Origin of the sequence: Bradyrhizobium erythrophlei (assembly GCF_042430365.1) — a bacterium.
In the GTDB taxonomy this organism is placed as follows: domain Bacteria; phylum Pseudomonadota; class Alphaproteobacteria; order Rhizobiales; family Xanthobacteraceae; genus Bradyrhizobium; species Bradyrhizobium erythrophlei.
Map to the genome: position 1 here is coordinate 61,375 of NZ_JBHMET010000057.1, position 23,546 is coordinate 84,920.

Annotated in this window: 21 protein-coding genes and 1 pseudogene; 8 read left to right on the forward strand and 14 right to left on the reverse strand. The window is 65.1% G+C overall.

The features are described 5' to 3' along the window. Nucleotides 1–37: 37 nt before the first annotated feature. A complete protein-coding gene (locus ACFFWD_RS10820; protein WP_376964761.1) occupies nt 38–2,389 on the reverse strand; it encodes a TonB-dependent hemoglobin/transferrin/lactoferrin family receptor in 2,352 nt (783 codons plus the stop codon). Between the two features lie 126 nt (nt 2,390–2,515). Further along, on the reverse strand, nt 2,516–2,737 hold the full coding sequence (locus tag ACFFWD_RS10825) for a hypothetical protein (RefSeq protein WP_376964820.1): 222 nt from the start codon (nt 2,735–2,737) through the stop codon (nt 2,516–2,518). Here ACFFWD_RS10825 and hemP point away from each other — a divergent pair. The 5 genes from hemP to ACFFWD_RS10850 all read left to right on the forward strand — a co-directional run bounded on the left by hemP (nt 2,655) and on the right by ACFFWD_RS10850 (nt 7,178). Then, a complete protein-coding gene (hemP, locus tag ACFFWD_RS10830) occupies nt 2,655–2,861 on the forward strand; it encodes a hemin uptake protein HemP (protein ID WP_376964763.1) in 207 nt (68 codons plus the stop codon). The two genes, ACFFWD_RS10825 and hemP, sit on opposite strands and share 83 nt — an antisense overlap. An 8-nt stretch (nt 2,862–2,869) precedes the next feature. Then, nucleotides 2,870–3,820 carry a heme/hemin ABC transporter substrate-binding protein gene (locus ACFFWD_RS10835; protein WP_376964765.1) on the forward strand — a complete coding sequence of 317 codons (951 nt, stop codon included), beginning with the start codon at nt 2,870–2,872 and terminating at the stop codon, nt 3,818–3,820. Continuing rightward, nucleotides 3,817–4,917, forward strand: a complete 1,101-nt coding sequence (locus ACFFWD_RS10840) for a FecCD family ABC transporter permease (protein WP_376964767.1) — start codon at nt 3,817–3,819, stop codon at nt 4,915–4,917. The genes ACFFWD_RS10835 and ACFFWD_RS10840 overlap by 4 nt, the downstream gene beginning before the upstream one ends. Continuing rightward, nucleotides 4,914–5,717 (forward strand): heme ABC transporter ATP-binding protein, encoded by an 804-nt coding sequence (locus ACFFWD_RS10845; RefSeq protein WP_376964769.1) that lies wholly within the window; start codon nt 4,914–4,916, stop codon nt 5,715–5,717. The genes ACFFWD_RS10840 and ACFFWD_RS10845 overlap by 4 nt, the downstream gene beginning before the upstream one ends. Nucleotides 5,718–5,825: 108 nt before the next feature. Next, nucleotides 5,826–7,178 carry an esterase-like activity of phytase family protein gene (locus tag ACFFWD_RS10850; RefSeq protein WP_376964771.1) on the forward strand — a complete coding sequence of 451 codons (1,353 nt, stop codon included), beginning with the start codon at nt 5,826–5,828 and terminating at the stop codon, nt 7,176–7,178. Between the two features lie 163 nt (nt 7,179–7,341). On the opposite strand, the gene ACFFWD_RS10855 is transcribed toward ACFFWD_RS10850, so the two are convergent. The 11 genes and pseudogenes from ACFFWD_RS10855 to ACFFWD_RS10905 all read right to left on the reverse strand — a co-directional run. Further along, complete coding sequence (locus tag ACFFWD_RS10855) at nt 7,342–9,015, reverse strand: mucoidy inhibitor MuiA family protein (protein WP_376964773.1); 1,674 nt, start codon at nt 9,013–9,015, stop codon at nt 7,342–7,344. A gap of 350 nt (nt 9,016–9,365) precedes the next feature. Next, entirely contained in the window at nt 9,366–11,339 is a 1,974-nt protein-coding gene (locus tag ACFFWD_RS10860; RefSeq protein ID WP_376964775.1) for a methyl-accepting chemotaxis protein, read from the reverse strand. A 187-nt stretch (nt 11,340–11,526) separates the two neighbouring features. Next, the gene (locus ACFFWD_RS10865; protein ID WP_376964777.1) at nt 11,527–12,699 is read right to left on the reverse strand and encodes a thiolase family protein; all 1,173 of its coding nucleotides are present in this window, start codon (nt 12,697–12,699) and stop codon (nt 11,527–11,529) included. 277 nt (nt 12,700–12,976) lie between these two features. Beyond that, complete coding sequence (gene serA, locus ACFFWD_RS10870) at nt 12,977–14,566, reverse strand: phosphoglycerate dehydrogenase (protein ID WP_376964779.1); 1,590 nt, start codon at nt 14,564–14,566, stop codon at nt 12,977–12,979. Nucleotides 14,567–14,689: 123 nt separating this feature from the next. Continuing rightward, nucleotides 14,690–15,862, reverse strand: coding sequence for a phosphoserine transaminase (locus tag ACFFWD_RS10875; RefSeq protein ID WP_376964781.1), 1,173 nt, complete (start codon nt 15,860–15,862; stop codon nt 14,690–14,692). 78 nt (nt 15,863–15,940) lie between these two features. After that, the gene (locus ACFFWD_RS10880; protein WP_376964783.1) at nt 15,941–16,153 is read right to left on the reverse strand and encodes a hypothetical protein; all 213 of its coding nucleotides are present in this window, start codon (nt 16,151–16,153) and stop codon (nt 15,941–15,943) included. 171 nt (nt 16,154–16,324) lie between these two features. Continuing rightward, nucleotides 16,325–16,795, reverse strand: coding sequence for a GNAT family N-acetyltransferase (locus ACFFWD_RS10885; protein WP_376964785.1), 471 nt, complete (start codon nt 16,793–16,795; stop codon nt 16,325–16,327). A 21-nt stretch (nt 16,796–16,816) separates the two neighbouring features. Beyond that, nucleotides 16,817–17,407 (reverse strand): glutathione S-transferase family protein, encoded by a 591-nt coding sequence (locus tag ACFFWD_RS10890; RefSeq protein WP_376964787.1) that lies wholly within the window; start codon nt 17,405–17,407, stop codon nt 16,817–16,819. A gap of 150 nt (nt 17,408–17,557) precedes the next feature. After that, nucleotides 17,558–18,382, reverse strand: a complete 825-nt coding sequence (locus ACFFWD_RS10895; RefSeq protein ID WP_376964789.1) for an outer membrane protein — start codon at nt 18,380–18,382, stop codon at nt 17,558–17,560. 182 nt (nt 18,383–18,564) lie between these two features. Further along, nucleotides 18,565–19,431: an outer membrane protein gene (locus ACFFWD_RS10900; RefSeq protein WP_376964791.1), complete on the reverse strand. Its 867-nt coding sequence runs from the start codon at nt 19,429–19,431 to the stop codon at nt 18,565–18,567. Nucleotides 19,432–19,726: 295 nt separating this feature from the next. Beyond that, nucleotides 19,727–19,960, reverse strand: a pseudogene (locus ACFFWD_RS10905) (MFS transporter); the annotation flags it as partial. A 189-nt stretch (nt 19,961–20,149) separates the two neighbouring features. On the opposite strand from ACFFWD_RS10905, the gene ACFFWD_RS10910 reads away from it, so the two are divergent. The 3 genes from ACFFWD_RS10910 (at nt 20,150) to copD (ending at nt 21,904) form a co-directional block, all read left to right on the forward strand. Continuing rightward, on the forward strand, nt 20,150–20,497 hold the full coding sequence (locus ACFFWD_RS10910) for a hypothetical protein (protein WP_376964793.1): 348 nt from the start codon (nt 20,150–20,152) through the stop codon (nt 20,495–20,497). A gap of 94 nt (nt 20,498–20,591) precedes the next feature. Then, nucleotides 20,592–20,966 (forward strand): copper homeostasis periplasmic binding protein CopC, encoded by a 375-nt coding sequence (gene copC / locus ACFFWD_RS10915; protein WP_376964794.1) that lies wholly within the window; start codon nt 20,592–20,594, stop codon nt 20,964–20,966. Continuing rightward, a complete protein-coding gene (gene copD, locus ACFFWD_RS10920) occupies nt 20,966–21,904 on the forward strand; it encodes a copper homeostasis membrane protein CopD (RefSeq protein ID WP_376964796.1) in 939 nt (312 codons plus the stop codon). The genes copC and copD overlap by 1 nt, the downstream gene beginning before the upstream one ends. 141 nt (nt 21,905–22,045) lie before the next feature. Here copD and glmM read toward each other — a convergent pair whose 3' ends face one another. After that, nucleotides 22,046–23,389 (reverse strand): phosphoglucosamine mutase, encoded by a 1,344-nt coding sequence (gene glmM, locus ACFFWD_RS10925; RefSeq protein ID WP_376964798.1) that lies wholly within the window; start codon nt 23,387–23,389, stop codon nt 22,046–22,048. Nucleotides 23,390–23,546 lie beyond the last annotated feature (157 nt).

The following is a 23,546-nucleotide window of genomic DNA, read 5'->3' on the forward strand; positions in this document are numbered from 1 at the left end:
GCCCGGGCAGCAACTGGATGGAAGGGTCTCTTCGTCGTTACGCTCCACCTAGGTGAATCTTCAGGCCGGCCTTGTAGACGGTGCCCGGACCCGGGCTCGAGAACAGCACGTCGTTCTGCGTCGTGCCGTCGGTCGAAGAGCCCGGGATCGCATAGGGCCGGTAGTACTGGTTCAGGAGGTTGTCGACCGAGGCCGTGAAGGTGATGTCCTTGGTCGCGTTCCAGGTCAGATAGAGGTTGACCAGCTCGTAGCCGGTCGAGGGCAGATAGCCGGCCGGCAGGTCGTTGTTGGCGCCGAGCGAGGACCATTGCGCCGCGAGGATCAACGAGCGGTCGAGCAGGCGCACGCCCGCGGTGGTCGTCACCTTGCGCGGGGTGATCGTGGCAAGCCCGATATTGGTCTCTGTGTTCCGGCCGCGCATCAGGTGACCGGCGACGCCGACGAACCAGGTGCCCGCGTCGTACATCGCCTCGAGTTCGACACCCTCGATGCGGGCGTGCGCGATGTTCTGGTACTGAAAGAACTGACTGAACCTGCCGAACGGCGTCGCAACCGGCGTCGACGCGACGAGGTCGATATAGCCGTCGACGTCGTTGCGGAACAAATTGACCTTGCCGCGGAACGAGTCGTTCGCGGTGAAGATGCCGTCATATTTCAGGTTGAGACCGGCTTCCTTGTTCTTGCCGACCTCGGGTCGCAGGCCGGCGTTGGGCAGGAAGCAGAACAGACCGCTGGTGCCGTCGGGGCAATTGAACAGCGCCGGTCCGCCGCCGGTGGCATGGCCGCCTGCGATCAGCGTCTCGGTGATCGACGGCGCGCGATAGCCTTCGGCATAGCTGACATAGGGCGTGAAGCCCGCAACCGGGGTGACGCCGAGCGTGATCTTCGGCGACAGGCGATCGCCGCTGGTCGTGGTGTTGACCGAGTTGAGCTCATAATGGTCGTAGCGGACGGCGCTGACGAGCTCGAGCCAACTCGAGTAGTTCTGCTTCAGCTGCACGAAGCCGCCGGACACCGTGCGCTGGCCGCCGGGCGTCGTGATGTTGGAGTTGCCGCGCGAATCGAAGGTCTCGACATCGTCGCGGAAGGCGTCGAAGCCGTAGGTCACCGCATTGCGCCAGTCGCCGACATTGAAGCGCGAGGTGTTGTTGACGTCGATGCCGACGGTATCGAGCGAATAGCCGCGCTTGTCGCCGACGCAGCCGGAGATGTTGTTGCCGGGATTATTGAGCGTGCAGACGCCGCCGCCGGTCGAGATGCGGTTGTTGTAGGTCTTGACCTGGTCGTTGTCGGTGCGGTTGCCGTACACCGAGATGTTCCAGTTGAACAGATTGTCGTCCGGCTTGGAGTATCGCCAGCTCAGCGTCCCCGTGTAGTTCTTCACGTCGGAGGCATAGACCGAGGAGCCGGCGATCGCCGCCAGCGGCGCGGCCGTCGTGGTCGGTCCGCGGTTCTGCTGGCCGATATTGTATTGATAGTCCTGGAACACGCCGCCGACCTTGAACTCGTGGCCCTCGGCGGGACGGAACGTCAGCTTCATCAGCCCGCCGGCGAGCTCGTTGCCGGTGTTGCCGATCTCGGTGCCCGAACCGTCCTTGTAATTGCCCTGGGTGCGGTAGACGGCGCCGCCGAACATGTCGACATTCGGATCGACGCGCACGCCGCCGAACACCGAGCCCATGCCGCGGTCCTTGTTCGTGCCGTAGGAGCCGGACATGTCGACGCCCCAGCGCTCGCCGGGACGGAGCACGTCGTCGATGTCCTTGGTGCGGAACGAAACCACGCCGCCGATCGCGCCGGAGCCGTAGATATTCGCGGTCGGGCCGCGCACGACGTCGATGCCGCCGATCATCTCGGGATCGAGGAAGAACGAGCCGTTGGCGTTGTGCCCGGTGCGCTGGTAGTTCTGCCGCGCGCCGTCGACGACCACAGCGACGCGGCCGAAATCCTGCAGGCCGCGGATGTTGATAACGGTCGCGGGATCGTCGCCGCGTTCCTGGAACGACACGCCGGGGACGTTGTAGAAGATGTCGGACAGCCGGTTCGGCTGCAACCCCTGGATCTTCTCCAGCGTCACCGCGCTCACCGGCGCCAGCGCATCAATCGCGCGCTCCTCGGTCTTGGTCGCGACCGCCGTGATGGTGTCGAGCGACTGCACCGGCACGCCGCTGATCTGGGCGCGCGCATTCGTGGCCGATGGTGCGGATGGCTGCCGTTCAGCTTGCGGCTTGGCAGGCTTGCGTTTCGCCTGTTTCGGCGGCTGCGACGCAGGCCGCGCGGCCGAGGGATCCGCACTTTGCGCGAAACCGCGCTCCGGCATCCCTGCCGCAAATGAAAACACTGACGCGCCCAAAATCAGGGCGCGCGAATACCTAGCCCCGTCAGCCATACCAGTCCCAGCCCGATGATCGCTTCTTTGGTTTGGCTGGCGTGCGCTCCGCGAAAACGCGAGCGGCTTGCTGGCTACCGATGTCGCTTCGATGCAGGCCACCCGCCCGCACCGTGCCATGATTGGTTACGTGCCGGTGACGGGATGGTCAAGAATGCGGCGGCGCTGTTTATATCGATTGTAAAATGCAGCCGTTGGAATGCGCCCCTCGCCGCTTATACAAACAGGCAACGTTGAACGACGTCGAAAGCGCAGCACCAGGACCATGTCGGCAAGCTCCGGAGACAATATCGGCGATGCCGGAAGGCAAGCAGGAATCCCCTCTGCTGCAACGAAAACCCTGATCATGCACGGCAATCGCATCGACAGCCGCGACCTGTTCTCGACCGAGCGCGAGATCATCATCGCGCATGGCGAGGAGCACTATCGGCTGCGGCTGACGTCGCAGAACAAGCTGATCCTGACCAAGTGATCCACTCAATGACAATACGTCGCACGCTCGCTTTGCTCGCTCTCTGCTGCCTGTTGCCGGCGGGCGCGGCGCGCGCCGAGGGCATCACGGTGCACGACGCGCGCGACCGCGACGTCGTGATCGACGATCCGTCGCGGATCGTTGCGATCGGCGGCGCGGTCACCGAGATCCTTTACGCGCTCGGCTTCGAGGACCGCATCTCCGGCGTCGATACGACCAGCCTCTATCCGCATGCCGCGCTGCGCGACAAGCCCAACGTCGGCTACATGCGCCAGCTCTCGGCCGAGGGCGTGCTCGGCCTGCATCCATCGCTGGTGCTGGCGGTGCAGGGCTCCGGGCCGAAGGAGACGATGGAGGTGCTGGAAGCCGCCAAGGTGCCGCTGGTGCTGGTGCCCGAGAATTTCTCGGAGGCCGGGCTGATCGCGAAGATCAAGCTGGTCGGGCACGCGATGGGCGCCGATCCGCGCGCCGCCTGCCTGACGGCTGCGGTCGAAGCCGATCTCGCGCAACTGCGCGCGCTGCGCGCCAAGGTGACGAAGCCGGTCCGCGTGATGTTCGTGATGTCGCTCTTGAACGGCCGCGCGATGGTCGCCGGACACAACACCGCGGCCAACGAGATCATCACGCTTGCCGGCGGCGTCAATGCGATCGACGGCTATGACGGCTACAAGCCGATCAACGACGAGGCCATCGTGGCCGCGAAGCCGGATGTCGTGCTGTCGATCGAGCGCGGCAAGGATTCGTTGACGTCGGAAGCAGTTTTCACCCATCCGGCGTTCGCGCTGACCCCGGTCGCGGCCAACAAGACCTTCGTCGCGATGGAGGGGCTCTATCTGCTCGGCTTCGGCCCGCGCACCGCGGCCGCGGCGCGCGATCTCTCGGTCAAGCTCTATCCGGCGCTGGCCGCCGAGGCCGCGACGTTCAAGCCGGCCGCGCTGACCGCGAATTGCCGGCAATGAGCCTGCTGGCCGAGAGCGGCGCGCGCTCCGGACAACGCCGCGCCGGCATGTCGCTGCGTCCGGCCGCGCCGCTCGCCATGCTCTGCCTGTGTGCGGCGCTTATCGGGACGGCGCTGCTCGCGCTCACCGTCGGCGCCGCCGGCATCCCGCTCAAGCGGCTCCCGGCCGCGCTCGGCCTGTGGTCGGATGGTGCAGCCAATCCCCTGCTGGCGCGCGACCAGCTCGTGGTGTGGTCGATCCGGATTCCGCGGATCGCGGCCGCCGCGATGGTCGGCGGGCTGCTCGCCGCATCAGGCGCGATCATGCAGGGTCTGTTCCGCAATCCGCTCGCCGATCCGGCGCTGGTCGGCGTCTCCTCGGGCGGCGCATTCGCGGCCGCGGCGGCGATCGTGTTCACCGACAGCCCGCTCGGCGACAGCCTGCGCTTCATGCAGAACCAGCTCCTGCCAATCGCGGCCTTCGCCGGCTCGCTGCTCACGACCATGATTCTCTACGGCATCGCGAGCCGCGGCGGGCGCACCTCGATCGCGATCTTCCTGCTGGCGGGCCTTGCGATCGCCGCGATCGCCAATGCCGGCATCGGGCTTCTGGTGTTCGCGGCCGACGACCGCCAGCTCCGCGACATCACCTTCTGGCTGCTCGGCTCGCTCAGCGGCGCGACCTGGAGCAAGACCATGACGCTGGCGCCGGTGCTGGCGATCGCGCTGGCCGCATGTCTCTCGATCGCGCGCGGGCTCGACGTGCTGGTGCTCGGCGAAGCCGAGGCCTTCCACAGCGGCGTCGACGTCGAACGGTTGAAGCGGATCTCGATCATCCTGGTGTCGGCAATGACCGGCGTTGCGGTCTCGGTCTGCGGCGTGGTCGGCTTTGTCGGCATCGTGGTGCCGCATCTGCTGCGGCTCGTGATCGGGCCGGCGCACCGCCTGCTGCTGCCGGCCTCCGCGCTGTTGGGCGCGATCCTGCTGGTCGGGGCCGACGCGATGGCGCGGACCATCGTGGCGCCCGCGGAAATGCCGATCGGCATCCTGACGGCGGCGGTCGGCGCGCCGTTCTTCCTTGCGATGCTGCTGCGGCAGCGCGGGCTGGTCGCGCTATGACCGCACTGCTCGAGGCGCAGTCGGTGTCGATGGCGGTCGGCGGCGCGACGCTGGTCGACGCGGTGAACCTCAAGATCGGCGCCGGCGAGATGGTCGCGATCGTCGGACCGAACGGCGCCGGCAAATCGACGCTGATCCGGATGCTGTCGGGCGACCTGCGTCCGAGCCACGGCAGCGTCAAGCTCAAGCAACGCGACCTGCATGCCTGCGGGCCGCGCGAGCTCGCGCAACACCGCGCCATGCTGTCGCAGCACGTCGACGTCACCTTTCCGTTCACCGTGGAGGAGATCGTCACCATGGGCGCCGGCGAAAGCCCGCGCGCCACGGCGCGGGGGCTGGTCGAGGCCGCGCTCGACGAGGTTGGATTGGCGGATTTCAGCGCACGGCAATTGCCGACGCTCTCCGGCGGCGAGCAGCAGCGCGCGCATTTCGCCCGCGTGCTGGTGCAGCTCGCCTGCGGCGAGGCGCAGCACGGGCCCGGGCTATTGCTGCTGGACGAGCCGACCTCGAGCCTCGATCTGCGGCACCAGATCGATCTCGTAGAGACCGCGCGGCGGCGCGCGCAGCGTGGCACCGCGGTGATCGCGATCCTGCACGACCTCAACCTCGCGATGCGCTTCGCCGACCGCATCCTGCTCTTGCATCGCGGCCGGCTCGCCATCGACGGCGACCGCGCGGCCGCGATGACGCCCGAGACCATCAGGCAGATCTTCGAGATCGACGTCGCGATCAACACCACCGCCGACGGGGTACCGTTCCTGCTGCCGCAGACCATGCGGCCGGCGGAGAAGGCGACGTAACGCCGCAAGCCTTATCCCACGGCAATCGCGAGCCTTCACAAAACTGTCAGGCGGCTGTCACAGGCGCCCCGCAGAACACCGCATCGCTTGTTCTCCGGGAGATCCATCATGCGCCTGTCACTGCTCTGTTCCGTCGCTACCGTCCTCTTTGCCACCAGCGCCTTCGCGCAGGGCGAAGGCGAATTCCCGGCGACACTGGCGGGCCACGCCGTGTTGCCGGCGGAGACCTTTATCGCGGCGCCCGCCGACGCGCCCGACGACCTCAAGACCTCGGGCAAATACACCACCGGCAAGCGCGTCGATGCGATCGGCGCCGTGATGGGCAAATCCTATGAGCGGCCGACCGGCGTGTCGCTGCCGTTCAAGGGCCAGCCGCTGCAGGGCCATTCCGGCATCAAGGTGATGCCGGACGGCTCGTTCTGGGTGATCACCGACAACGGCATGGGCGCGCGCTACAACTCGGCGGACTCGATGCTGTATCTGAACCGCCACAAGATCGACTGGACCACCGGCAAGGTCGAGCGCCAGGAAACCCTGTTCCTGCACGACCCCGACAAGAAGGTGCCGTTCCGCATCGTGCATGAGGATACCGCCAAGCGCTACCTCACCGGCGCCGATTTCGACACCGAAGGTTTCCAGATTATTGGCGACACCTTCTGGATCGGCGACGAGTTCGGACCCTACATCCTGAAGGCGGACAAGACCGGCAAGATCCTCGCCGTGTTCGAGACGGTCGCCGACGGCAAGCCGGTGCGCTCGCCCGATCACTGGGCGGTGCAGTCACCGGGCGCGCCGGGCGCGACCTACACCAACGTCAATTTGCGCCGCTCCAAGGGCTATGAAGGCTTTGCCTCCTCCAAGGACGGCAAGTTCCTCTATGGTCTGCTCGAGGGCCCGCTGTGGGATGCCGACAAGAAGGATTGGGAAAGGGTCGACGGCAAGGAAGCCTCGCGCATCCTCGAATTCGACGTCGCGGCGCAGAAATTCACCGGGCGTTACTGGCAATACGTGTTCGAGCAGAACGGCAACGCGATCGGCGACTTCAACATGATCGATCCGACCTCGGGCCTCGTGATCGAGCGCGACAATGGCGAAGGCACCGCCGACAAGGCCTGCCCGCAAGGCCAGCGCGGCGAGAACTGCTTCCCTGACCTCGCCAAGTTCAAGCGCGTCTACAAGATCGAACTGTCGGATGCCAATGTCGGCAAGCCGGTGCGCAAGATCGCCTATATCGACCTCTTGAAGATCCGCGATCCGAACAAGAAGGCGCGGAAGCCGCTCAACGACGGCGTGCTGACATTCCCGTTCTTCACCATCGAGAATGTCGACCGGGTCGACGAGACCCACATCATCGTCGGCAACGACAACAACCTGCCGTTCTCCTCGAGCCGCGACCCGAACAAGGCCGACGACAACGAGTTCGTGCTGCTCGAGGTCGGCGAGTTTTTGAAAGCGAAGTGAGGCCGCGCTATCTCCACCCCCTCTCCCCGTTCTTACGGGGAGAGGGTCGGGGTGAGGGGCTGCTTCCGCGAGTTCAGGGCGCGGTGAGACCTGGACCCCCTCACCCGGATTGCTTCGCAATCCGACCTCTCCCCGCAAGCGGGGCGAGGTAAGCAAGTTGCCGCTAGCCTGCCGGCACCATCACGACGCCCTTGTCCTTGGGCCAGCGTACCCGCCAGGCGAAGTTGATATCCTTGACCTCGCCGGCCTTGGCGTCGAACGTCCATTCCAGCACGCCGCGCTTGTCGCGGAGGTTGGTGGTGGTTGCGGGCGTGCTCGAGGGCAGCATCTCGACCACGATGTCCTCGTTCTCGCTGACCGGCAATTGATCCTGGATCGCGACCTTGATCGGGAAGTCATGGCCGTTGCGCACCGTGGTCATGAAGGCGCGCTCGTCGGTCTTCGACGTCGTCACGATCAGGCCGGCGGAACCCTCGTTGCGCTTCACCACCGTGCGCTCGATCTTGACCTTGTCGTCGGCGCCGAAACCGAGCCGCACGGTTTCATCCTTGGATGTCGCTGTCATCTTGCCGCGGCCGACGAAGATGCCGTCACGGTAGATCGACACCCGCCCCGGCAACAGCGGCGCGTCCTCGCCCTGCACGAAGCTCGCCTCGATGAATCCTGTAGGATCGATCACCGGGACCGAGCGGATCACGAGCTCGGGCGCGATCGTCGCGGTCGAGATGCGCAGGCTCTTGGCGCCCTCATTGGCGGCGACGCTGACCCGGCCCGGAATCCGGAACGTCGCCTGGAAGGCGCCGACCTCGGCGGTCGCCTGCTGCTCGACGGCCCGCTCCTCCAGGAGCTTGCTAACTCTCGCGACTGGCTCGGACTCAGGCGCGGGAGCCGGCGCAGAGCGCAGCCGCGCGCTGTCGGACAGCGCGCCCGCGAGCGGCCGCGGTACCTGCGGATATTGCACGATCAGGGAATTGAGCTCGGGCGCATTGCCGCCGCGCGCGACGCGGACGGTGGAGACGCCGAGCGTCACGTTCGACCAGTCCTCGCCCGTCGACTGGGTGATCTCGGCGCGGCGCACCAGCTCGATCGCCGGCTTGCGGTCCTTGGTGCCGGTGTCGAGGCGGGCGTCATAGAGCGGCGTCCAGTGGGCGTTGCGCACCGCATAGGTCACGCGTAGCGTCGCCTTGGTCGCAGCGGCTGAAGCGACCTCGATCCGCACCTCGAACTTGCTCGGCGGCTTGGCCGCCCGATCGGCCTCGAGGCGGGCAACCTCGCGATCAATCTCGCGCTGCTTGCGCTCGGCGTCGCGGATGGCGTTGTCGGACGCCGCGACCTCCTCGGCCACGGCCGAGAACGCGGCGCGCCATTCGCTCAACGGACGCGCCTCGCCCTTCTCGCCGAGGCCTGCCGGCGAGGCCTCGGCAAAACGTTCGGCGAACTTGCGTCGTGCCTCGGCTGACGCGATGGCCCCTTGCAGGTCGGCACGCGCGTCCTTCAGCGCCTCGATGCGCTTGTCGATCTCCGACAGGTTCGCCGGGGCGACCTGCCGCGGCGGCCGCGCGTCGATCGCGCCGATCGTGAGCTTGGCGCCCGCCTCGCCCTCCACGCGCAGCGAGGACGGATCGAGCGACAGCGGAAAATCCTTCGCCACCAGCGTGTTGTCGCCGGACGGCAGGTCGAGCGTGATGATGCGGGTGACGCTCGCGCCGTCGGGATAGACGGTGACGGCATCGATATTGGACGCCGCGTCGAGATCGGCCGCGCGAAGCGGCCCGGCCGCCAGCGCCGTCACAAGCACTAGGCTTGTGGTAACAAGACAGTTCGCAATCAATCGCATGATATCCCTCCAGAAAAGACGCCGCGCCACGCGCGGGACGTTGCGGCGAGACCCGACAAGGCCGCACCACTCCTCGTGCTTGGACGCGGCGAGGAAGGAACCGGTTCGATTGAGGTTTCCGTGGGGCGCGGCGGTGGCGCGGCCACGGCTGCCGCGTGGCGCGGCTAGGACGTTCACTGTCGTCACCACCGTCATTGCGAGCGCAGCGAAGCAATCCATGCCTCCGCGTATGCGGGACGATGGATTGCTTCGTCGCTCCGCTCCTCGCAATGACGGCGGGGGAGCACGCGACAAAGCACGGTGTCCTGCCGCCGTAGAGTGTGAGGGGCACGGCGCGCCTTGAGGCAGGTCTAGGCGGCGCGCACCGAATTCAGGAACTTGCCGACCTCGAGCTTCAGCCGGTTGCTGTCGCCGGACAGCGACCGGGCGGAAGCGAGCACCTGCGACGAGGCCGAGCCGGTCTCGGTCGCACCCTGGCGGACGTCGGTGACGTGCGCGCTCACCTGCGTGGTGCCCTGTGCGGCCTGCTGCACGTTGCGCGAAATCTCCTGGGTCGCAGCGCCCTGCTCCTCGACGGCCGCGGCGATGGTCGATGAGATCTCGGACAGTCGCGCGATGGTGCCGCTGATCGCCTTGATGGCGCCGACGGACTCCCCGGTAGCGGACTGGATCCCGGCGATCTGGCGGCCGATGTCGCCGGTCGCCTTCGCGGTCTGCTCGGCGAGCGCCTTCACTTCGGAGGCGACCACGGCAAAGCCGCGCCCGGCCTCGCCGGCGCGCGCCGCTTCGATCGTGGCGTTAAGCGCGAGCAGATTGGTCTGCCCGGCAATGGCATTGATCAATTCGACGACGTCGCCGATGCGTGCCGCAGCCTGCGACAGCTCGCCGACGCGCGCGTTGGTCTGCTGTGCCTGGTTCACGGCCTCGCCCGCGATCCGCGCCGATTCCTGCACCTGCCGGCTGATCTCGTTGACGGAGGTGCTGAGCTCCTCGGTCGCCGCGGCCACCGATTGCACATTGGTGGCGGCTTCCTCGGACGCCGCAGCGACCATGGTCGAGAGCTCCTGCGAACGCGTGGCCGTCGAGGTCAGCGCGCCGGCGGATGCCTCCAGCTCGGTCGCGGCCGACGAAACCGTCTCGACGATCTGCCCGACCGCGCCTTCGAATGCGTCGGCCATCCTGATCATGTCGGCACGGCGCTGCTGCGCCGCGATCTGGTCCTGCCTGATCTTCTCTTCCGCCTCGTCGCGCGCTTTCTGCTCCGCGTTGACCTTGAAGGTCTCCACGGCTTGCGCGATCTCGCCGATCTCGTCCGGGCGGCCGAGGCCCGGCAGCACGATCGCGAAATTGCCCCTGGCAAGCTCCATCATCGCCGTGGTCATGGCGGTCAGCGGCTTCGCCACCGAACGGCCGATCAGGACCCCGGCGCCCAGCACCGCGAGTGCGATCGCCGCGATCGCAACCGAGATCCAGAACTGGATACTGCCCCGCTCGTTGGCATTGAGCCGTTCGGCCTCGGTCCGGATGTCATTGACCGATTTCGACACTGTGTCGATCACCGGCTCGACTGCGGAAAAGGCGTCCGACATCGCCTTCAGTTCGGCAGAAAGCGTCAGCGCAGTTCCCATCCAGGCGGCGAAGTCGCGCTGATAGTCGGCAAGCTTCTGGCGGAGCTCGGTCTTGGCGCCGTCGGGGATGTTGGCGCTATCGACGCCCGCAAGGAACTCGCCGGCGCTCTTCTTCATCTCGTCGCCATACTTGCGGTCTCGCCGCAGCATGAAATCCTTTTCGTGACGGCGCATGGTCAACATGCTGATCAGGAGCGCCTGCTCGTGCAACTGCTCGACCTTCGCCTCGATCGTGTGGACCGATGCGCGCAAGCGGCCTTCCAGGCCGGAGTTCTCGTTCAATCCAAGCTGCCGCTTCTGCTCCACGAGAGCCACGAACTGGCTCTGATAGCGCTTGAGCGCCGCGTCCATCGCCTCGATCTGGCGGACCAGTTCCGGCTTGCCGATCGCCGCGATCCTGCGGTGAAGCTGCTCGATGTCGGCGGCGACGGCCTTGCTGATCTCGACCTGACGCTCGGCCTTGGCCGGATCATTGCGCAGCAGGAAATCCTTCTCGGCGCGGCGCGCCTCGAGCAGTTCGACCTCTATCCTGCGGTTCAGCTCGGAGATCGTGCGCGCGTTGTCGGCCGCGTCGCGATACACGGCTACCGCTTTCTCGCCGTAGAGATGAATGCCGCCGATCAGGACGACGCCGACGACGCCAATGACACCGATCGCTGTGATCTTTTGGGTGAGCCGAAGAGAGAGCGCGCGCATCGCAAACATCCAGGTGACTGACTCGCCAACCGGGCGCCAATACGTTGATGAAGGGACAACGTAAAAGCTTTGGTTAACGTCCGCCTACGTAGGACTACGTGCTCCTGCAGCGGAACCGGCACAAAAAAGCAGCACGGCGATCAACGCCGTGCTGCCGGTCTTCCTAGCGATCTGCGGAGCCGAAGGCTCAGCTATAGATCTCGAACAGGCCCGCGCCGCCCTGGCCGCCGCCGATGCACATCGTGACGACGCCCCACTTGGCCTTGCGGCGACGACCTTCCTGCAGCAGGTGGCCGGTGAGACGCGCGCCGGTCATGCCGAAGGGGTGGCCGATCGCGATCGAGCCGCCATTGACGTTGTACTTCGCGGGATCGATGCCGAGCTGATCGCGAGAATAGAGGCACTGGCTGGCGAAGGCCTCGTTGAGCTCCCAAAGATCGATGTCGTCGATCTTCAGGCCATGGCGCTTCAACAGCTTCGGCACGGCGTAGATCGGGCCGATGCCCATCTCGTCGGGCTCGCAGCCGGCCGACGCCCAGGCCACGAAGCGGCCCATCGGGTTCAGCCCGCGCTTCTCGGCGTCCTTGGCTTCCATCAGCACCACGGCGGCGGCGCCGTCGGAGAGCTGGCTGGCGTTGCCGGCGGTGATGTACTTGCCCGGACCCTTCACCGGCTCGAGCTTTGCCAAGCCTTCCAGCGTGGTGTCGGGGCGGTTGCACTCGTCGCGATCGACCACATAGTCGACGATCGACTCGGCCTTGGTCGCCTTGTCGACCACCTTCATCTTGGTCTTCATCGGGACGATTTCGTCCTTGAACTTGTTGGCCTGTTGAGCTGCGGCCATGCGGCGCTGCGATTCCAGCGAATATTCATCCTGGTACATGCGGCTGACCTTGTAGCGCTCAGCGACGATGTCGGCGGTGTCGATCATCGCCATGAAGATGGCGGGCGCGGTCTTGAGCAGCTCCGGATCGATCGATTCCTGCGGCGAGCCGCCGCCGGGGATCGAGATGCTCTCGACGCCGCCGGCGACGATACAGTCGGAGCCGTCGGAGCGGATCGAGTTCGCGGCCATCGCGATGGTCTGCAGACCCGACGAGCAGAAGCGGTTGACCGAGACGCCGCCGGTCGATTTCGGCAAGCCGGCGAGCAGCGCGGCCTGGCGGCCGATGTTCGGCGCGCCATGCGCGCAATTGCCGAGGTAGCAATCCTCGACATATTCCTTGTCGACGCCGGCGCGATCGACCGCGTGCTTGATGGCATGCGCGGCGAGCGACATCGGCGGGGTGATGTTGAATCCGCCACGGCCGGACTTCGCCAGGCCGGTGCGCGCATAGGAAACGATTACGGCTTCACGCATTGTTTTCTCCCTTCGAGATGACCGTTATTGTGGCGCGTCCGGCCGCATTCGTACACACATTTCGTGCGCTGCAACAGGGATACCAGCGGCAGCCTGAGCACAAACGCCGCCTCCGGCGGCCGGAGACGGCGTTCTGTTCCGCAGATCGGAATATCTATGTGTTCTAATCTCTCGTTCGTCATGCCCGGGCTTGTCCCGGGCATCCACGTCTTTGGTGTGCACACTGTAGCAAGCAAGGCGTGGATGGCCGGGTCAAGCCCGGCCATGACGGGGAAAGCTAAAACGTCAGCACCTTGGCCTGCTTCACCTGCGGCAGCGTATGCACCTTGGCCAGCACCTCCGGCGGGACCACGCCGTCGATTTCAACCAGCGCGATCGCGTCGCCGCCCTGCTTGACGCGGCCGAGATGGAAGGTCGCGATGTTGATCTTGGCATCGCCGAGCAGGCTCGCGAAGGCGCCGATGAAGCCGGGCTTGTCCTCGTTGGTGACGTAGATCATCGACTTGCCGAATTCGGCGTCGACGCGGATGCCCTTGATGTCGACCAGGCGCGGCTTGCCGTCGTGATAGACGGTGCCGGAGACCGAGCGCTCCTGCCGCTCCGTCGTGACAGTCACGGTGATCAGGCTCTCATAGTCGCTCTGCGCCGCGCGCGTCACCTCGTCCACCACCATGCCGCGCTCCTTGGCGACGACGGGCGCGGAGACCACATTGACATCGCCCAGCATCGGCCGCAGCAGGCCCGACAGCACCGCCGAGGTCAGCGCCTTGATCTTCATCTCGGCGACCTGGCCTTCATAGGTGATCTGGACCTTGAGGATGCCGCTCTCGGTGAGCTGGCCGGCGAACGAGCCGAGCTTTTCGGCGAGCTGGATGAACGGCTTCAGCTTCGGCGCTTCTTCCGCCGTGATCGAGGGGAAGTTCACCGCGTTCGAGATCGCGCCCGAGAGCAGGTAATCCGACATCTGCTCGGCGACTTGCAACGCGACGTTCTCCTGCGCTTCCGTGGTGGAGGCGCCGAGATGCGGCGTGCAGATGACGTTGGGATGGCCGAACAGCACGTTCGACGTCGCCGGCTCCTCGGTGAACACGTCGAAGGCGGCGCCGGCGACATGCTTGGAATTGAGCGCATCGACCAGCGCCTGCTCGTCGACCAGGCCGCCGCGGGCGCAGTTGATGATGCGCACGCCCTTCTTCATCTTGGCGATCGCGGCCGCGTCGATGATGTTGCGGGTCTTGTCGGTCAGCGGCGTGTGCAGGGTGATGAAGTCGGCGCGCTTGAACAGCTCCTCGAGCTCGACCTTCTCGACGCCGATGTCCTTGGCGCGCTCCGGCGACAGGAACGGATCGAACGCGATCACCTTCATGCGCAGGCCGAGCGCGCGGTCGGCGACGATCGAGCCGATGTTGCCGCAGCCGATCACGCCGAGCGTCTTGGCGGTGATCTCGACGCCCATGAAGCGGTTCTTCTCCCACTTGCCGGCCTGGGTCGAGGCGTCGGCCTGCGGGATCTCACGCGCAAGCGCCAGCATCAGCGTGACGGCATGCTCGGCGGTCGTGATCGAATTGCCGAACGGCGTGTTCATCACGATGATGCCCTTGGCGGTCGCGGCCGGGATCTCGACGTTGTCGACGCCGATGCCGGCGCGGCCGATCACCTTCAGCTTCTTGGCCTTCTCGAGGATCTTGGCGGTCGCCTTGGTGGCCGAGCGGATCGCGAGGCCGTCATAATTGCCGATGATCTCGGCAAGCTTTTCCTTGTCCTTGCCGAGGTTGGGCTGGAAGTCGACCTCGACGCCGCGATCCTTGAAGATCTGCACGGCGGCGGGAGACAGCGCGTCGGAAATGAGAACTTTGGGTTTTGTCATCGGAATGATCCGTTGCTGAACGATGCGTTGAATGCACGACGGCCGCGGGCGCGAAACCCGCGCAGCCACTTTGCGCGATGGATGGCCGGGTCGAACCCGGCCATGACGAGATCAATGACTTGCTTATGCGGCCTTCGGCAGCGCGGCCTTGGTCTCGGCGAAGGCCCAGTCGATCCACTGCGTCAGCAGTTCGACGTCCTTGGCTTCGACGGTGGCGCCGCACCAGATCCGCAAGCCCGCCGGCGCGTCGCGATAATACGCGAAGTCGAAGCCGGCGTTCTCCTTCTCGACCAGCGCGACCAGCTTCTTGCAGAAGTCGGCCTGCGCGTCTGATGGAAGCGAGGTGATCGCGGGATCGGTGAACTTCAGGCACACCGAGGTATTGGAGCGGATCGCGGGATCGGTCGCCAGGAAATCGATCCACGGCGTCTTCGCCTTCCAGTCGGCGATCACCTTGGTGTTGGCATCGGCACGCGCGATCAGCGCCTTGAGGCCGCCGATCGACTTCGCCCAGTTCAGCGCGTCGAGGTAATCCTCCACGCACAGCATCGATGGCGTGTTGATGGTCTCGCCCTCGAAGATGCCCTGGTTCAGCTTGCCGCCCTTGGTCAGGCGGAAGATCTTCGGCAACGGCCAGGCCGGCTTGTAGGTCTCCAGCCGCTCGACCGCGCGCGGAGAAAGGATCAGCATGCCATGCGCCGCCTCGCCGCCGAGCGCCTTCTGCCAGGAGAAGGTGACGACATCGAGCTTGGCGAAATCGAGCGGCTGGGCGAAGGCGGCCGAGGTCGCGTCGCAAATCGTCAGCCCCTCACGGGTCGCGCTGATCCAGTCGGCGTTGGGCACGCGCACGCCTGATGTGGTGCCGTTCCAGGTGAAGACGACGTCCGACGCAGGGTCCACCTTGGAAACGTCGGGGATTTCGCCATAGCCCGCGTGGAGCTTGGTGACGTCCTTCAGCTTCAATTCCTTGACGATGTCGCTGACCCAGCCTTCGCCGAAAGATTCCCAGGCGATCGTGGTGACGGGACGCGCGCCGAGCAGCGACCACAGCGCCATCTCGACCGCGCCGGTGTCGGAGGCAGGAACGATGCCGATCTTGTAGTCGGCAGGCACCTCAAGCACTTCACGCGTCAGTTCGATCGCGAGCTTGAGCCGCGCTTTACCGACCTTCGCGCGATGCGAACGGCCGAGGGCGGCATCCTTGAGATTTTCGGGGTTCCAGCCGGGGCGCTTGGCGCAGGGGCCGGAGGAAAAATGCGGCACGTGAGGCCGCGAAGCGGGCTTCGCTGCAGTCATAATCTACCCTTCCAGATAGCTGCCTCTCGGTGGGGAGAGGTTTCCCGCCGCCGGACATAGTGGAAAGGTGCCTAAACGTCAAGGAACTTTGGACGCGTCCTGAGCGATGTCCGCATCACGGCTGATTGATGGAGCGTCTTCAATCCGTTGCGCCGCTTCCTGGTCGAGCAGTTCCACCGCTTCGGTGACCATCTTGGCTGCCATGCGCCTGCTCGACGTTCTCAAAATACTCTTCTCGTCGGCCCGCACGATGTACTCGTTGCCGATCCGAACGATCGTATAATTTGGCATCTGAAATCCCCAAGCTGCCGCCGCGCCCCATGGGAAACGATGCCGACATAGCGCAGTCGCTCCACGCCGTAAAATCACGGTGGCGGGCTTAGTTTATCGCGCCTTAACCGAATAGCAGAGCGAGGAGCATCGGAGGTATCGCCGACCGCGCGCGCACAATTCGCGCGATCCTCAGAAGCGAATCGTCATGCCGAGATGGCTGCGCGTAAATCCGAGCCGTTCATAAAACCGCTGCGCATCGACGCGCGTCTGATGTGTCAACAATTCCACGAGGATGCAGCCTTTGGCGTGCGCTTCCGCGACCGCCCACCGCACCAGCTGCTCGCCGATACCGCGGCTGCGGCAGTGGCTGGCGACGCGAACGTCTTCCAAGAGGCCGCGCGAGGCGCCCTGCGAAGAGATGCCCGGCAGGACGCAGAGCTGCAGGCAGCCGACCACAGCGCCCTCGCCGTCGGCGGCGACGACGAGCTGCAGATTGGGATCGCGATCGACCCGCTCGAACGCCTGGTAGTAGCTCTGCGGTAGCGGGTCCGTGATCCGCTCGCGCGCACTGCCGAGCGGATCATCGGCCAGCATGCCGACGATGAAGGCAACATCCTCACGGCGGGCGCGGCGGATGGTAATCGGTGACGCTGCGGTCATTGGACGTTCCGGTCGAGATTGTCAGCGGGCCGGCGGCAGGCCGAGCACGCGCTCCGCGTCGCCGATCCAGCGGTTGACGACGGGATAGCGGTCGAGATCGAGGCCACCTTCATGCGCGAGGCGCGTGTAGGCGAGCAGCGACACGTCGGCGAGTGTGAACGCATCGCCGACCAGGAACCTGACGCCGCCGAGATGACGCTCGAGATGATCGAGCGCCACATAGCCGCGCTTCACCAGGTTCGGATCGAGCTCGGCAACCGCCTTGCCGAGATACACGGTCTGGAAGCGGCACACCGCGACATAGGGCTCATGCGTGTTCTGCTCCCAGAACATCCACGCATCCATCTGCGCCGCGCGATAGGCGTCGCCGGGGATCAGATCGCTGCCGCGCGCAAGATAACGGATGATGGCGTTGGATTGCGCCAGCGTGCGCCCGTCGTCGAGCTCGACGGTGGGCACCTGCCCCCAGCCGTTCAGCTTCAGGAATTCGGGCGTGCGGCTGCCGCCCTTCATAGTGTCGATGTCGATCCAGGTGTATGGCAGCGCCAGCTTGTCGCACACCCATTTCACCTTCAGGCAATTGCCCGAATTCGTATCGCCATAGATTTTCATGTGATCGCGCTCCCCGAGCATCATCCGCGGGAGTGTATCTCGGTTTTCCTTCGCGACAAGCGCGCACGCCATGCGCAAACAATGGAGCAGGCGCGACTGACATCGTCGCGCCTGCGGGAATGTTGTCAGGTCAGCCGCGCGGCCGACGCGTCAGAACTTGTAGCCGAGCCCCGCGCGCACAGTGTTGATGCTGGTGTCGACGGTGGAGGTGAAGCGGACGTATTCCCATTCCGCGCGCATGAACAGGCCGCTCGTGATATTCACATCGAAGCCGAGGCCGCCGCTGTAACCAAAGACCAGGTGATTGTGCACGATATCAGATGCGGTCAATGGTACCAGCGGCGTGAATGGCCCGAATGCGGTGCGGCTGACGGCGTCGTTGACGGTGACGGAGCGCGAGATATCGGCATTGCCAAGCGCGACGCCGCCGAAGATGTAGGGCAGGAAGCAACCCCAGGCATAGGCGGCCCGGCCGCGGAACGTCGCCATGTCCGTGATCCTGATCGCCGCCGACGAGTCGACGCGCACGTCATGGAAGTTGCCGTCGCTCAACGCAGTGCCGCTCACCAGCTCCTTGCTCGCGACGGAAGCGCCGCCAAACTTACCGTGGACGTAGCTGGCTTCGACGCCGACGACGACATCGTCCCATTGCCAGTTGTAGCCGGCAAAGGCGCCGTAGGCCGACGAGCGCTCGGATGTCTTGCCGAGGCCGAGATTCCAGTTCGCGACATCCATCTGCTGGATGACATTATGATCCAGCAGGGCCGAGAGCAGGTTGGTGTTCGTCCCTCTGAAATTCTCGTCGGACGATCCGTAGCCGGCCTGCCCGCCGATGTAGAGGCCGCGCCAGTTGACGGGCGCGCTGGGTACGCCGTCGGTGAAGCCGCCGCGCAGCACAGGGAAGTCCGGCATATCGGCCGCGTGCGCGCCGGTTACCGCTCCCAACATCATCGCCGCCGCCAAGAACCTACGCATCGCAACGCTCCATCGACCACACCGATTGCGCGATGATCATCGCCTGTTAACCTTAACCAATCGTTGTTGCCGGCAGCTTTTGGCATGCTCTCGTTGCAGAACGCGCGACGTGAGCCAGCAAAGCAAAACGGCGCGGGATGGTCCCGCGCCGCATGCAATCGTTAACCGATGGTGGTTCTGTGTTAACCCTTGCGAATCAGCGGGGGCGGCGGCGGCGCGTAGACCGGGCCGCTGTCCAGGTTCCAGCGCACGCCGAGCATCAGGTCGTGCGAGGTAAGGTCCTTGATGGTGAAGGGGCTGCGATTGCTGAACGAGCCGTCGAACGCGCGCGTGGGACCGGTGGTCGCGTCGCCGAGGTTGATGTAGCGATAGGCCAGATCGAGCGTCACGTTCGGCGTGACCTTGTAGGCAAGGCCCGCATGGAGGGCCCAGGCAAGATTCCATTTGCCGGCGTCCGCTCCGTAGGTGACGCTGTTGTTCAGCGTGCCGACCGGGAAGTAGATCACGCCATCGTCGCGGAAGCTGCTGATCCGGTTGTAGGCCGCGCCGACACCGGCGCCGATATAGGGCGTTACGCACCACCAGGTGCCGAGATCGACATAGGCGTTCGCCATCACGACCCATTCCGACTTGCTTGCGCTGTAATTGTCGGCCGCCGCGAAGCCGGCAAACGCTGCATTCAGCGGGATGTTTTGGGACCCGTGGAGATTGGCCTTGCCGCGGTATTCGCCGGTGAGATCGGCGCGGAACCAGTTGTTGAACTGATAACCGACGCCAAGCTTGAAGAGCGGCGAGCTGTCAAAGCCGAAACCGTTGTTCTGTAGCGCGCCCGGGAAGGACGCGTTGACCGCGTCGATGCTCCGGCTGTGCAGACTGCCCATGCTCTGGTTGGTCATGCCGATGTCGCCGCGCAGGTACCAGCCGCCGAAGTCAGCCACCGGCGGCGGGCCATAGGCCGGCGGCGGGGCGATGGGCATGTCGGCAGCGAACGCCGCCGAGGACAGCAGAGATGCCGCACCCGCGGCTATCAGAGACTTAACGCTACGCATTGGCTTCGTCCTTTTGGCCGGTGAGGCGAACACGAAAACCCCACTTCTGAAACTCACGGCGCGGACGATGCCAGCAAATGTTTAAGCCGCACTTAACCCTAATTTTTAAGGTTGATTTTCTCTCACCAATTTTCGCGCGCGGGCTTTCGCGGCCCCGCCAGCGATGCATTTGCGGCACGACAAGATGGCGAACACGCCACAGTTGCTAACGATGTGTTGACGGAACTCGCGCTGTGCGACGTGCCACCGGCACATCCGTTAGCGATTGCCTAATGCGGCGCGTCGGTGCGCCAACTCAGTGAGCGCTCTTGGGCATCTTCGGCTGGAACACCGCGAGCAGTCCAATCGCCGGCAGCAAGGCGCAGAGCTGATAGACGAACGTGATCGAGGTGTGGTCGGCAAGCTTGCCGAGCACGGCCGCGCCGAGGCCACCGATGCCGAAGGCGACGCCGAAGAACACGCCGGAGATCACGCCGAAGCGATGCGGCATCGATTCCCGCGCGAACACAATGATCGACGAATGTCGCGAACCGCAGGCAGACGTCTCCGATAGCGGCAATCCTGCGGCCAGATCGCAGCAGGAACACGTCCAGGGGATGAATGGCGCATGAAGCGGCAATTCCGGCTGCGTTCAGAGTGCCTCGCTTAGAAATGCGATCACTGAAGGTCCCGCGATCGGGGTAGATCGGAGCACGGGGCCTGCCAACGGAGACGTGTCATGACCGCCACCAAGATCCTCATCACGGCAGCCGCGCTACTGCTTGCCACCTCCGTCGTGCCCGCACTCGCGCACGACGATGACGACAACGGTTACAGCAGGCACGAGGAGTTCCACGACCAGCTCTCTGACGCGCATGAGCGCGCACATGAGCAGGGATTCTGGAGCCGCGCCGAGCATCGCGCCTATCACCGCGCGCTCAGGGACATGCACCACAACTATCACGACGACAATGACTACGGCAGCTCGTATCGCGGGTACTACGCCCCTCGTCGCAGCTATTATTACGCCCCCTACAGCAGCTACTACTATGGGCGGCCGCGGTTTAGTGCGTTCTCGGCGTGGTAACATCCGCCCAGGCGGACGGCCGGAACAGTCGGGGCGCGAGCAAAGTCGTGCACCCGACGTCCCCGGAGCTCTCAAGAGACAGAAGGAATGCAAAATGCGGCAATACAAGATCTCCGTTGGCGCGCTTGCGCTCGTCGCGATCGGCCTGATGGCGGCGCCCGCCAGCGCCCACCCCTCGCTGAAATCTGCCAGCCCGGCGGTCAACGAGCCAAGCGCCAGCTCGCCGGCCCAGATCGAACTCAACTTCAGTGAAGGCGTGATCGCAAAATTCTCGGGCGCGGAACTCAAGGATGCGCAGGGGAAAACGGTCACGACCGGCGCGGCGACGGCTGACCCGAAGGACAAGAAGCGTCTCATCGTGCCGGTCACGGCTCAGCTCACTCCGGGACGCTACACAGTCAACTGGCACGTCGTCTCCGAGGATACTCACCGCGTGCAGGGACAGTACTCGTTCAGCGTTGGACAGTGATGCCCGAAGCGGCGATCGTACTCGCTCGTTTCCTGCACTATGCTTCGGTGCTGACGTTATTCGGCGTATCGCTGTTCCCGCTGTACACCTACCCCGCACACGCAGGCGCCCCACCCGAACGGGTGAGGCGCTTGCTGCGATCGATGGTATTGTTGGCAACGCTCGCCGCGCTGCTGAGCGGTTGTTTCTGGTTCGCCTGTGTTGTGGCCGGCATGACCGGAACCCCCGGGAGCGTATTCGATCGCGACGCGCTCTGGCCGGTGCTGAGCGAGACCAGCTTCGGAAAGGTGTCAGCCGCGCGCTTCCTGATCGCAGTGAGCCTTCTCGGTCTCATCGCCACCCGGCCAACGTTCGTCACGACGTCCTCGCCCCGGCTGACGGTCGGGTTCTCCGCCGCACTGTTGGCGAGCCTGGCTGGCGTCGGGCACACCCAGATCCATGAAGGAATCGCGAGCGTCGTTCATGTCGGCGCGGATGGCCTGCATCTCCTCGCCGCCGGCGCATGGCTCGGAGGCTTGCTGCCGCTGCTGTACCTCGTCGCGACGGCGGTCCGGACGCCCTCCCCCGACCATCAAGTCGAAGCCGGCAACGCGGCGCTCCGCTTTTCCGGCATGGGCTATGTTGCGGTCGCCACGATCGTCGGTTCAGGCCTGCTCAATGGCTGGTTCCTGGTCGGGTCTGTTGCCGGCCTGATCGCAACCCCGTACGGCCAGCTCCTGATGCTCAAGCTATGCCTGTTTGCCGGCATGCTGGCCCTCGCCGCGGTGAACCGGTTTTGGCTCGTGCCGTCCCTGATCAAGAACAAGGAGCGCAGCCCCAATCGCCTGCTTTTCAGGCTTTGTGCGCACGTTCTTGGTGAGCAGGCGCTGGGCCTCATGATCATATTGATCGTCAGCGCGATGGGCACCATGGACCCGGCCATCAATCTGCAGGGGTAGATGCGCAGGAGATCGCTGCAACGAGGATGGCCCGCGTTGCAGCGTTTTCGAGCGAGGCGGTCGCGCTTTGCGTGACGAAACCGCGCCAAGGTGAGGGTGCAGAAGCCCTCGCCTCCCGATCCGGACGGAGCAGATCCGACGTTACGCCGCGGCCTGGCCCAGCGCGCTGACGATAGTGTCGACGACGTCCTCGACCAGGATGCGGTCGTCGCCCTCGCCCATCACGCGGATCACCGGCTCGGTGCCGGACGCGCGGATCAGCAGGCGGCCGTGGCCGTTGAGGCGCTTCTCGCCGTCCGTGATCGCCGACTTCACCTCGGCGTCGTCGAGCGGCTTGCCGCTGCGATAGCGCACGTTCTTGAGGATCTGCGGGAGCGGATCGAACTTGCGGCACACCTCCGACACCGGGCGGCGCTGCTTTTGCACCACGGCCAGCACCTGCAGCGCGGCGACGAAGCCGTCGCCGGTCGTCGAGTAGTCGGACATGATGATATGGCCCGACGGCTCGCCGCCGAGATTGTAACCGCCGGCCAGCATCTGCTCGAGCACGTAGCGGTCGCCGACCGGCGTGCGGATCATGTGCATGCCATTGCTCTGCAGGAAGCGCTCCAGCCCGAGATTGGACATAACGGTCGTGACGATGCCGGGCTTGGCAAGGCGGCCCTCTTCGTTCCAGCTCTGCGCGATCACCGCGAGCAACTGGTCGCCGTCGACGATATGGCCGCGCTCGTCGACCAGGATGACGCGATCGGCATCGCCATCGAGCGCGATGCCGATATCGGCGCGCATCTCGCGCACCTTCCGGCTCAGCGCCTCGGGCGAGGTCGAGCCGCATTCCTTGTTGATGTTGAAGCCGTCGGGTTCGACGCCGATCGGAACGACGTCGGCGCCGAGCTCCCACAGCGCCTCCGGCACCACCTTGTAAGCGGCGCCATGGGCGCAGTCGATCACGACGCGCAGGCCCTCGAGCGAGAGGTCGCGCGGCAGCGTGCGCTTGGCGAATTCGATGTAGCGGTCATGGACACCGTCGATGCGGCGAGCGCGGCCGAGGCTTGCGCTCTGCGCCAGGCGACGATCGAGTGACTCATCAAGCAACTGCTCGATCTGCTTCTCGACGTCATCGGACAGCTTGAAGCCCTGCGGGCCGAACAGCTTGATGCCGTTGTCCTCGAACAGATTGTGCGAGGCCGAGATCATGACGCCGAGGTCGGCGCGCATCGACTTGGTCAGCATCGCGACCGCCGGCGTCGGCATCGGGCCGAGCAGCAGCACGTCCATCCCGACCGAGGTGAACCCGGCCACCAAAGCGTATTCGATCATGTAGCCGGACAGCCTTGTGTCCTTGCCGATGACGACGCGATGGCGATGATCGCCGCGCTGAAACACAAGGCCCGCGGCCTGCCCCACCTTGAGCGCGAGCTCAGGCGTGATCAATCCGTTGGCGCGGCCCCGAATCCCGTCGGTCCCGAAATATTTGCGGCTCATATAACCCCCCAGCACGGGCCTCTCGTATCACCCGGCGAGAAGGCCCCGAATGCCCGCCATTTTAGCGTGCATCGGCCTTATAGTCCCTCAGCCGCTAAAATGACTTCAAAAAATATGATGAATCATTACCGTCAACAGCCTGCAAGGATTGAGGCTA

What these genes read in the sequence shown, in the direction of transcription:
- ACFFWD_RS10875 (WP_376964781.1), bottom strand. Translation starts at nt 15,862, where the DNA reads ATGACTGCAGCGAAGCCCGCTTCGCGGCCTCACGTGCCGCATTTTTCC.
- hemP (WP_376964763.1), top strand. Translation starts at nt 2,655, where the DNA reads ATGTCGGCAAGCTCCGGAGACAATATCGGCGATGCCGGAAGGCAAGCA.
- ACFFWD_RS10850 (WP_376964771.1), top strand. Translation starts at nt 5,826, where the DNA reads ATGCGCCTGTCACTGCTCTGTTCCGTCGCTACCGTCCTCTTTGCCACC.
- ACFFWD_RS10855 (WP_376964773.1), bottom strand. Translation starts at nt 9,015, where the DNA reads ATGCGATTGATTGCGAACTGTCTTGTTACCACAAGCCTAGTGCTTGTG.
- ACFFWD_RS10840 (WP_376964767.1), top strand. Translation starts at nt 3,817, where the DNA reads ATGAGCCTGCTGGCCGAGAGCGGCGCGCGCTCCGGACAACGCCGCGCC.
- ACFFWD_RS10865 (WP_376964777.1), bottom strand. Translation starts at nt 12,699, where the DNA reads ATGCGTGAAGCCGTAATCGTTTCCTATGCGCGCACCGGCCTGGCGAAG.
- ACFFWD_RS10895 (WP_376964789.1), bottom strand. Translation starts at nt 18,382, where the DNA reads ATGCGTAGGTTCTTGGCGGCGGCGATGATGTTGGGAGCGGTAACCGGC.
- copC (WP_376964794.1), top strand. Translation starts at nt 20,592, where the DNA reads ATGCGGCAATACAAGATCTCCGTTGGCGCGCTTGCGCTCGTCGCGATC.
- ACFFWD_RS10820 (WP_376964761.1), bottom strand. Translation starts at nt 2,389, where the DNA reads ATGGCTGACGGGGCTAGGTATTCGCGCGCCCTGATTTTGGGCGCGTCA.
- glmM (WP_376964798.1), bottom strand. Translation starts at nt 23,389, where the DNA reads ATGAGCCGCAAATATTTCGGGACCGACGGGATTCGGGGCCGCGCCAAC.
- ACFFWD_RS10825 (WP_376964820.1), bottom strand. Translation starts at nt 2,737, where the DNA reads ATGATCAGGGTTTTCGTTGCAGCAGAGGGGATTCCTGCTTGCCTTCCG.
- serA (WP_376964779.1), bottom strand. Translation starts at nt 14,566, where the DNA reads ATGACAAAACCCAAAGTTCTCATTTCCGACGCGCTGTCTCCCGCCGCC.
- ACFFWD_RS10900 (WP_376964791.1), bottom strand. Translation starts at nt 19,431, where the DNA reads ATGCGTAGCGTTAAGTCTCTGATAGCCGCGGGTGCGGCATCTCTGCTG.
- ACFFWD_RS10835 (WP_376964765.1), top strand. Translation starts at nt 2,870, where the DNA reads ATGACAATACGTCGCACGCTCGCTTTGCTCGCTCTCTGCTGCCTGTTG.
- ACFFWD_RS10885 (WP_376964785.1), bottom strand. Translation starts at nt 16,795, where the DNA reads ATGACCGCAGCGTCACCGATTACCATCCGCCGCGCCCGCCGTGAGGAT.
- ACFFWD_RS10890 (WP_376964787.1), bottom strand. Translation starts at nt 17,407, where the DNA reads ATGAAAATCTATGGCGATACGAATTCGGGCAATTGCCTGAAGGTGAAA.
- ACFFWD_RS10845 (WP_376964769.1), top strand. Translation starts at nt 4,914, where the DNA reads ATGACCGCACTGCTCGAGGCGCAGTCGGTGTCGATGGCGGTCGGCGGC.
- copD (WP_376964796.1), top strand. Translation starts at nt 20,966, where the DNA reads ATGCCCGAAGCGGCGATCGTACTCGCTCGTTTCCTGCACTATGCTTCG.
- ACFFWD_RS10910 (WP_376964793.1), top strand. Translation starts at nt 20,150, where the DNA reads ATGACCGCCACCAAGATCCTCATCACGGCAGCCGCGCTACTGCTTGCC.
- ACFFWD_RS10880 (WP_376964783.1), bottom strand. Translation starts at nt 16,153, where the DNA reads ATGCCAAATTATACGATCGTTCGGATCGGCAACGAGTACATCGTGCGG.
- ACFFWD_RS10860 (WP_376964775.1), bottom strand. Translation starts at nt 11,339, where the DNA reads ATGCGCGCGCTCTCTCTTCGGCTCACCCAAAAGATCACAGCGATCGGT.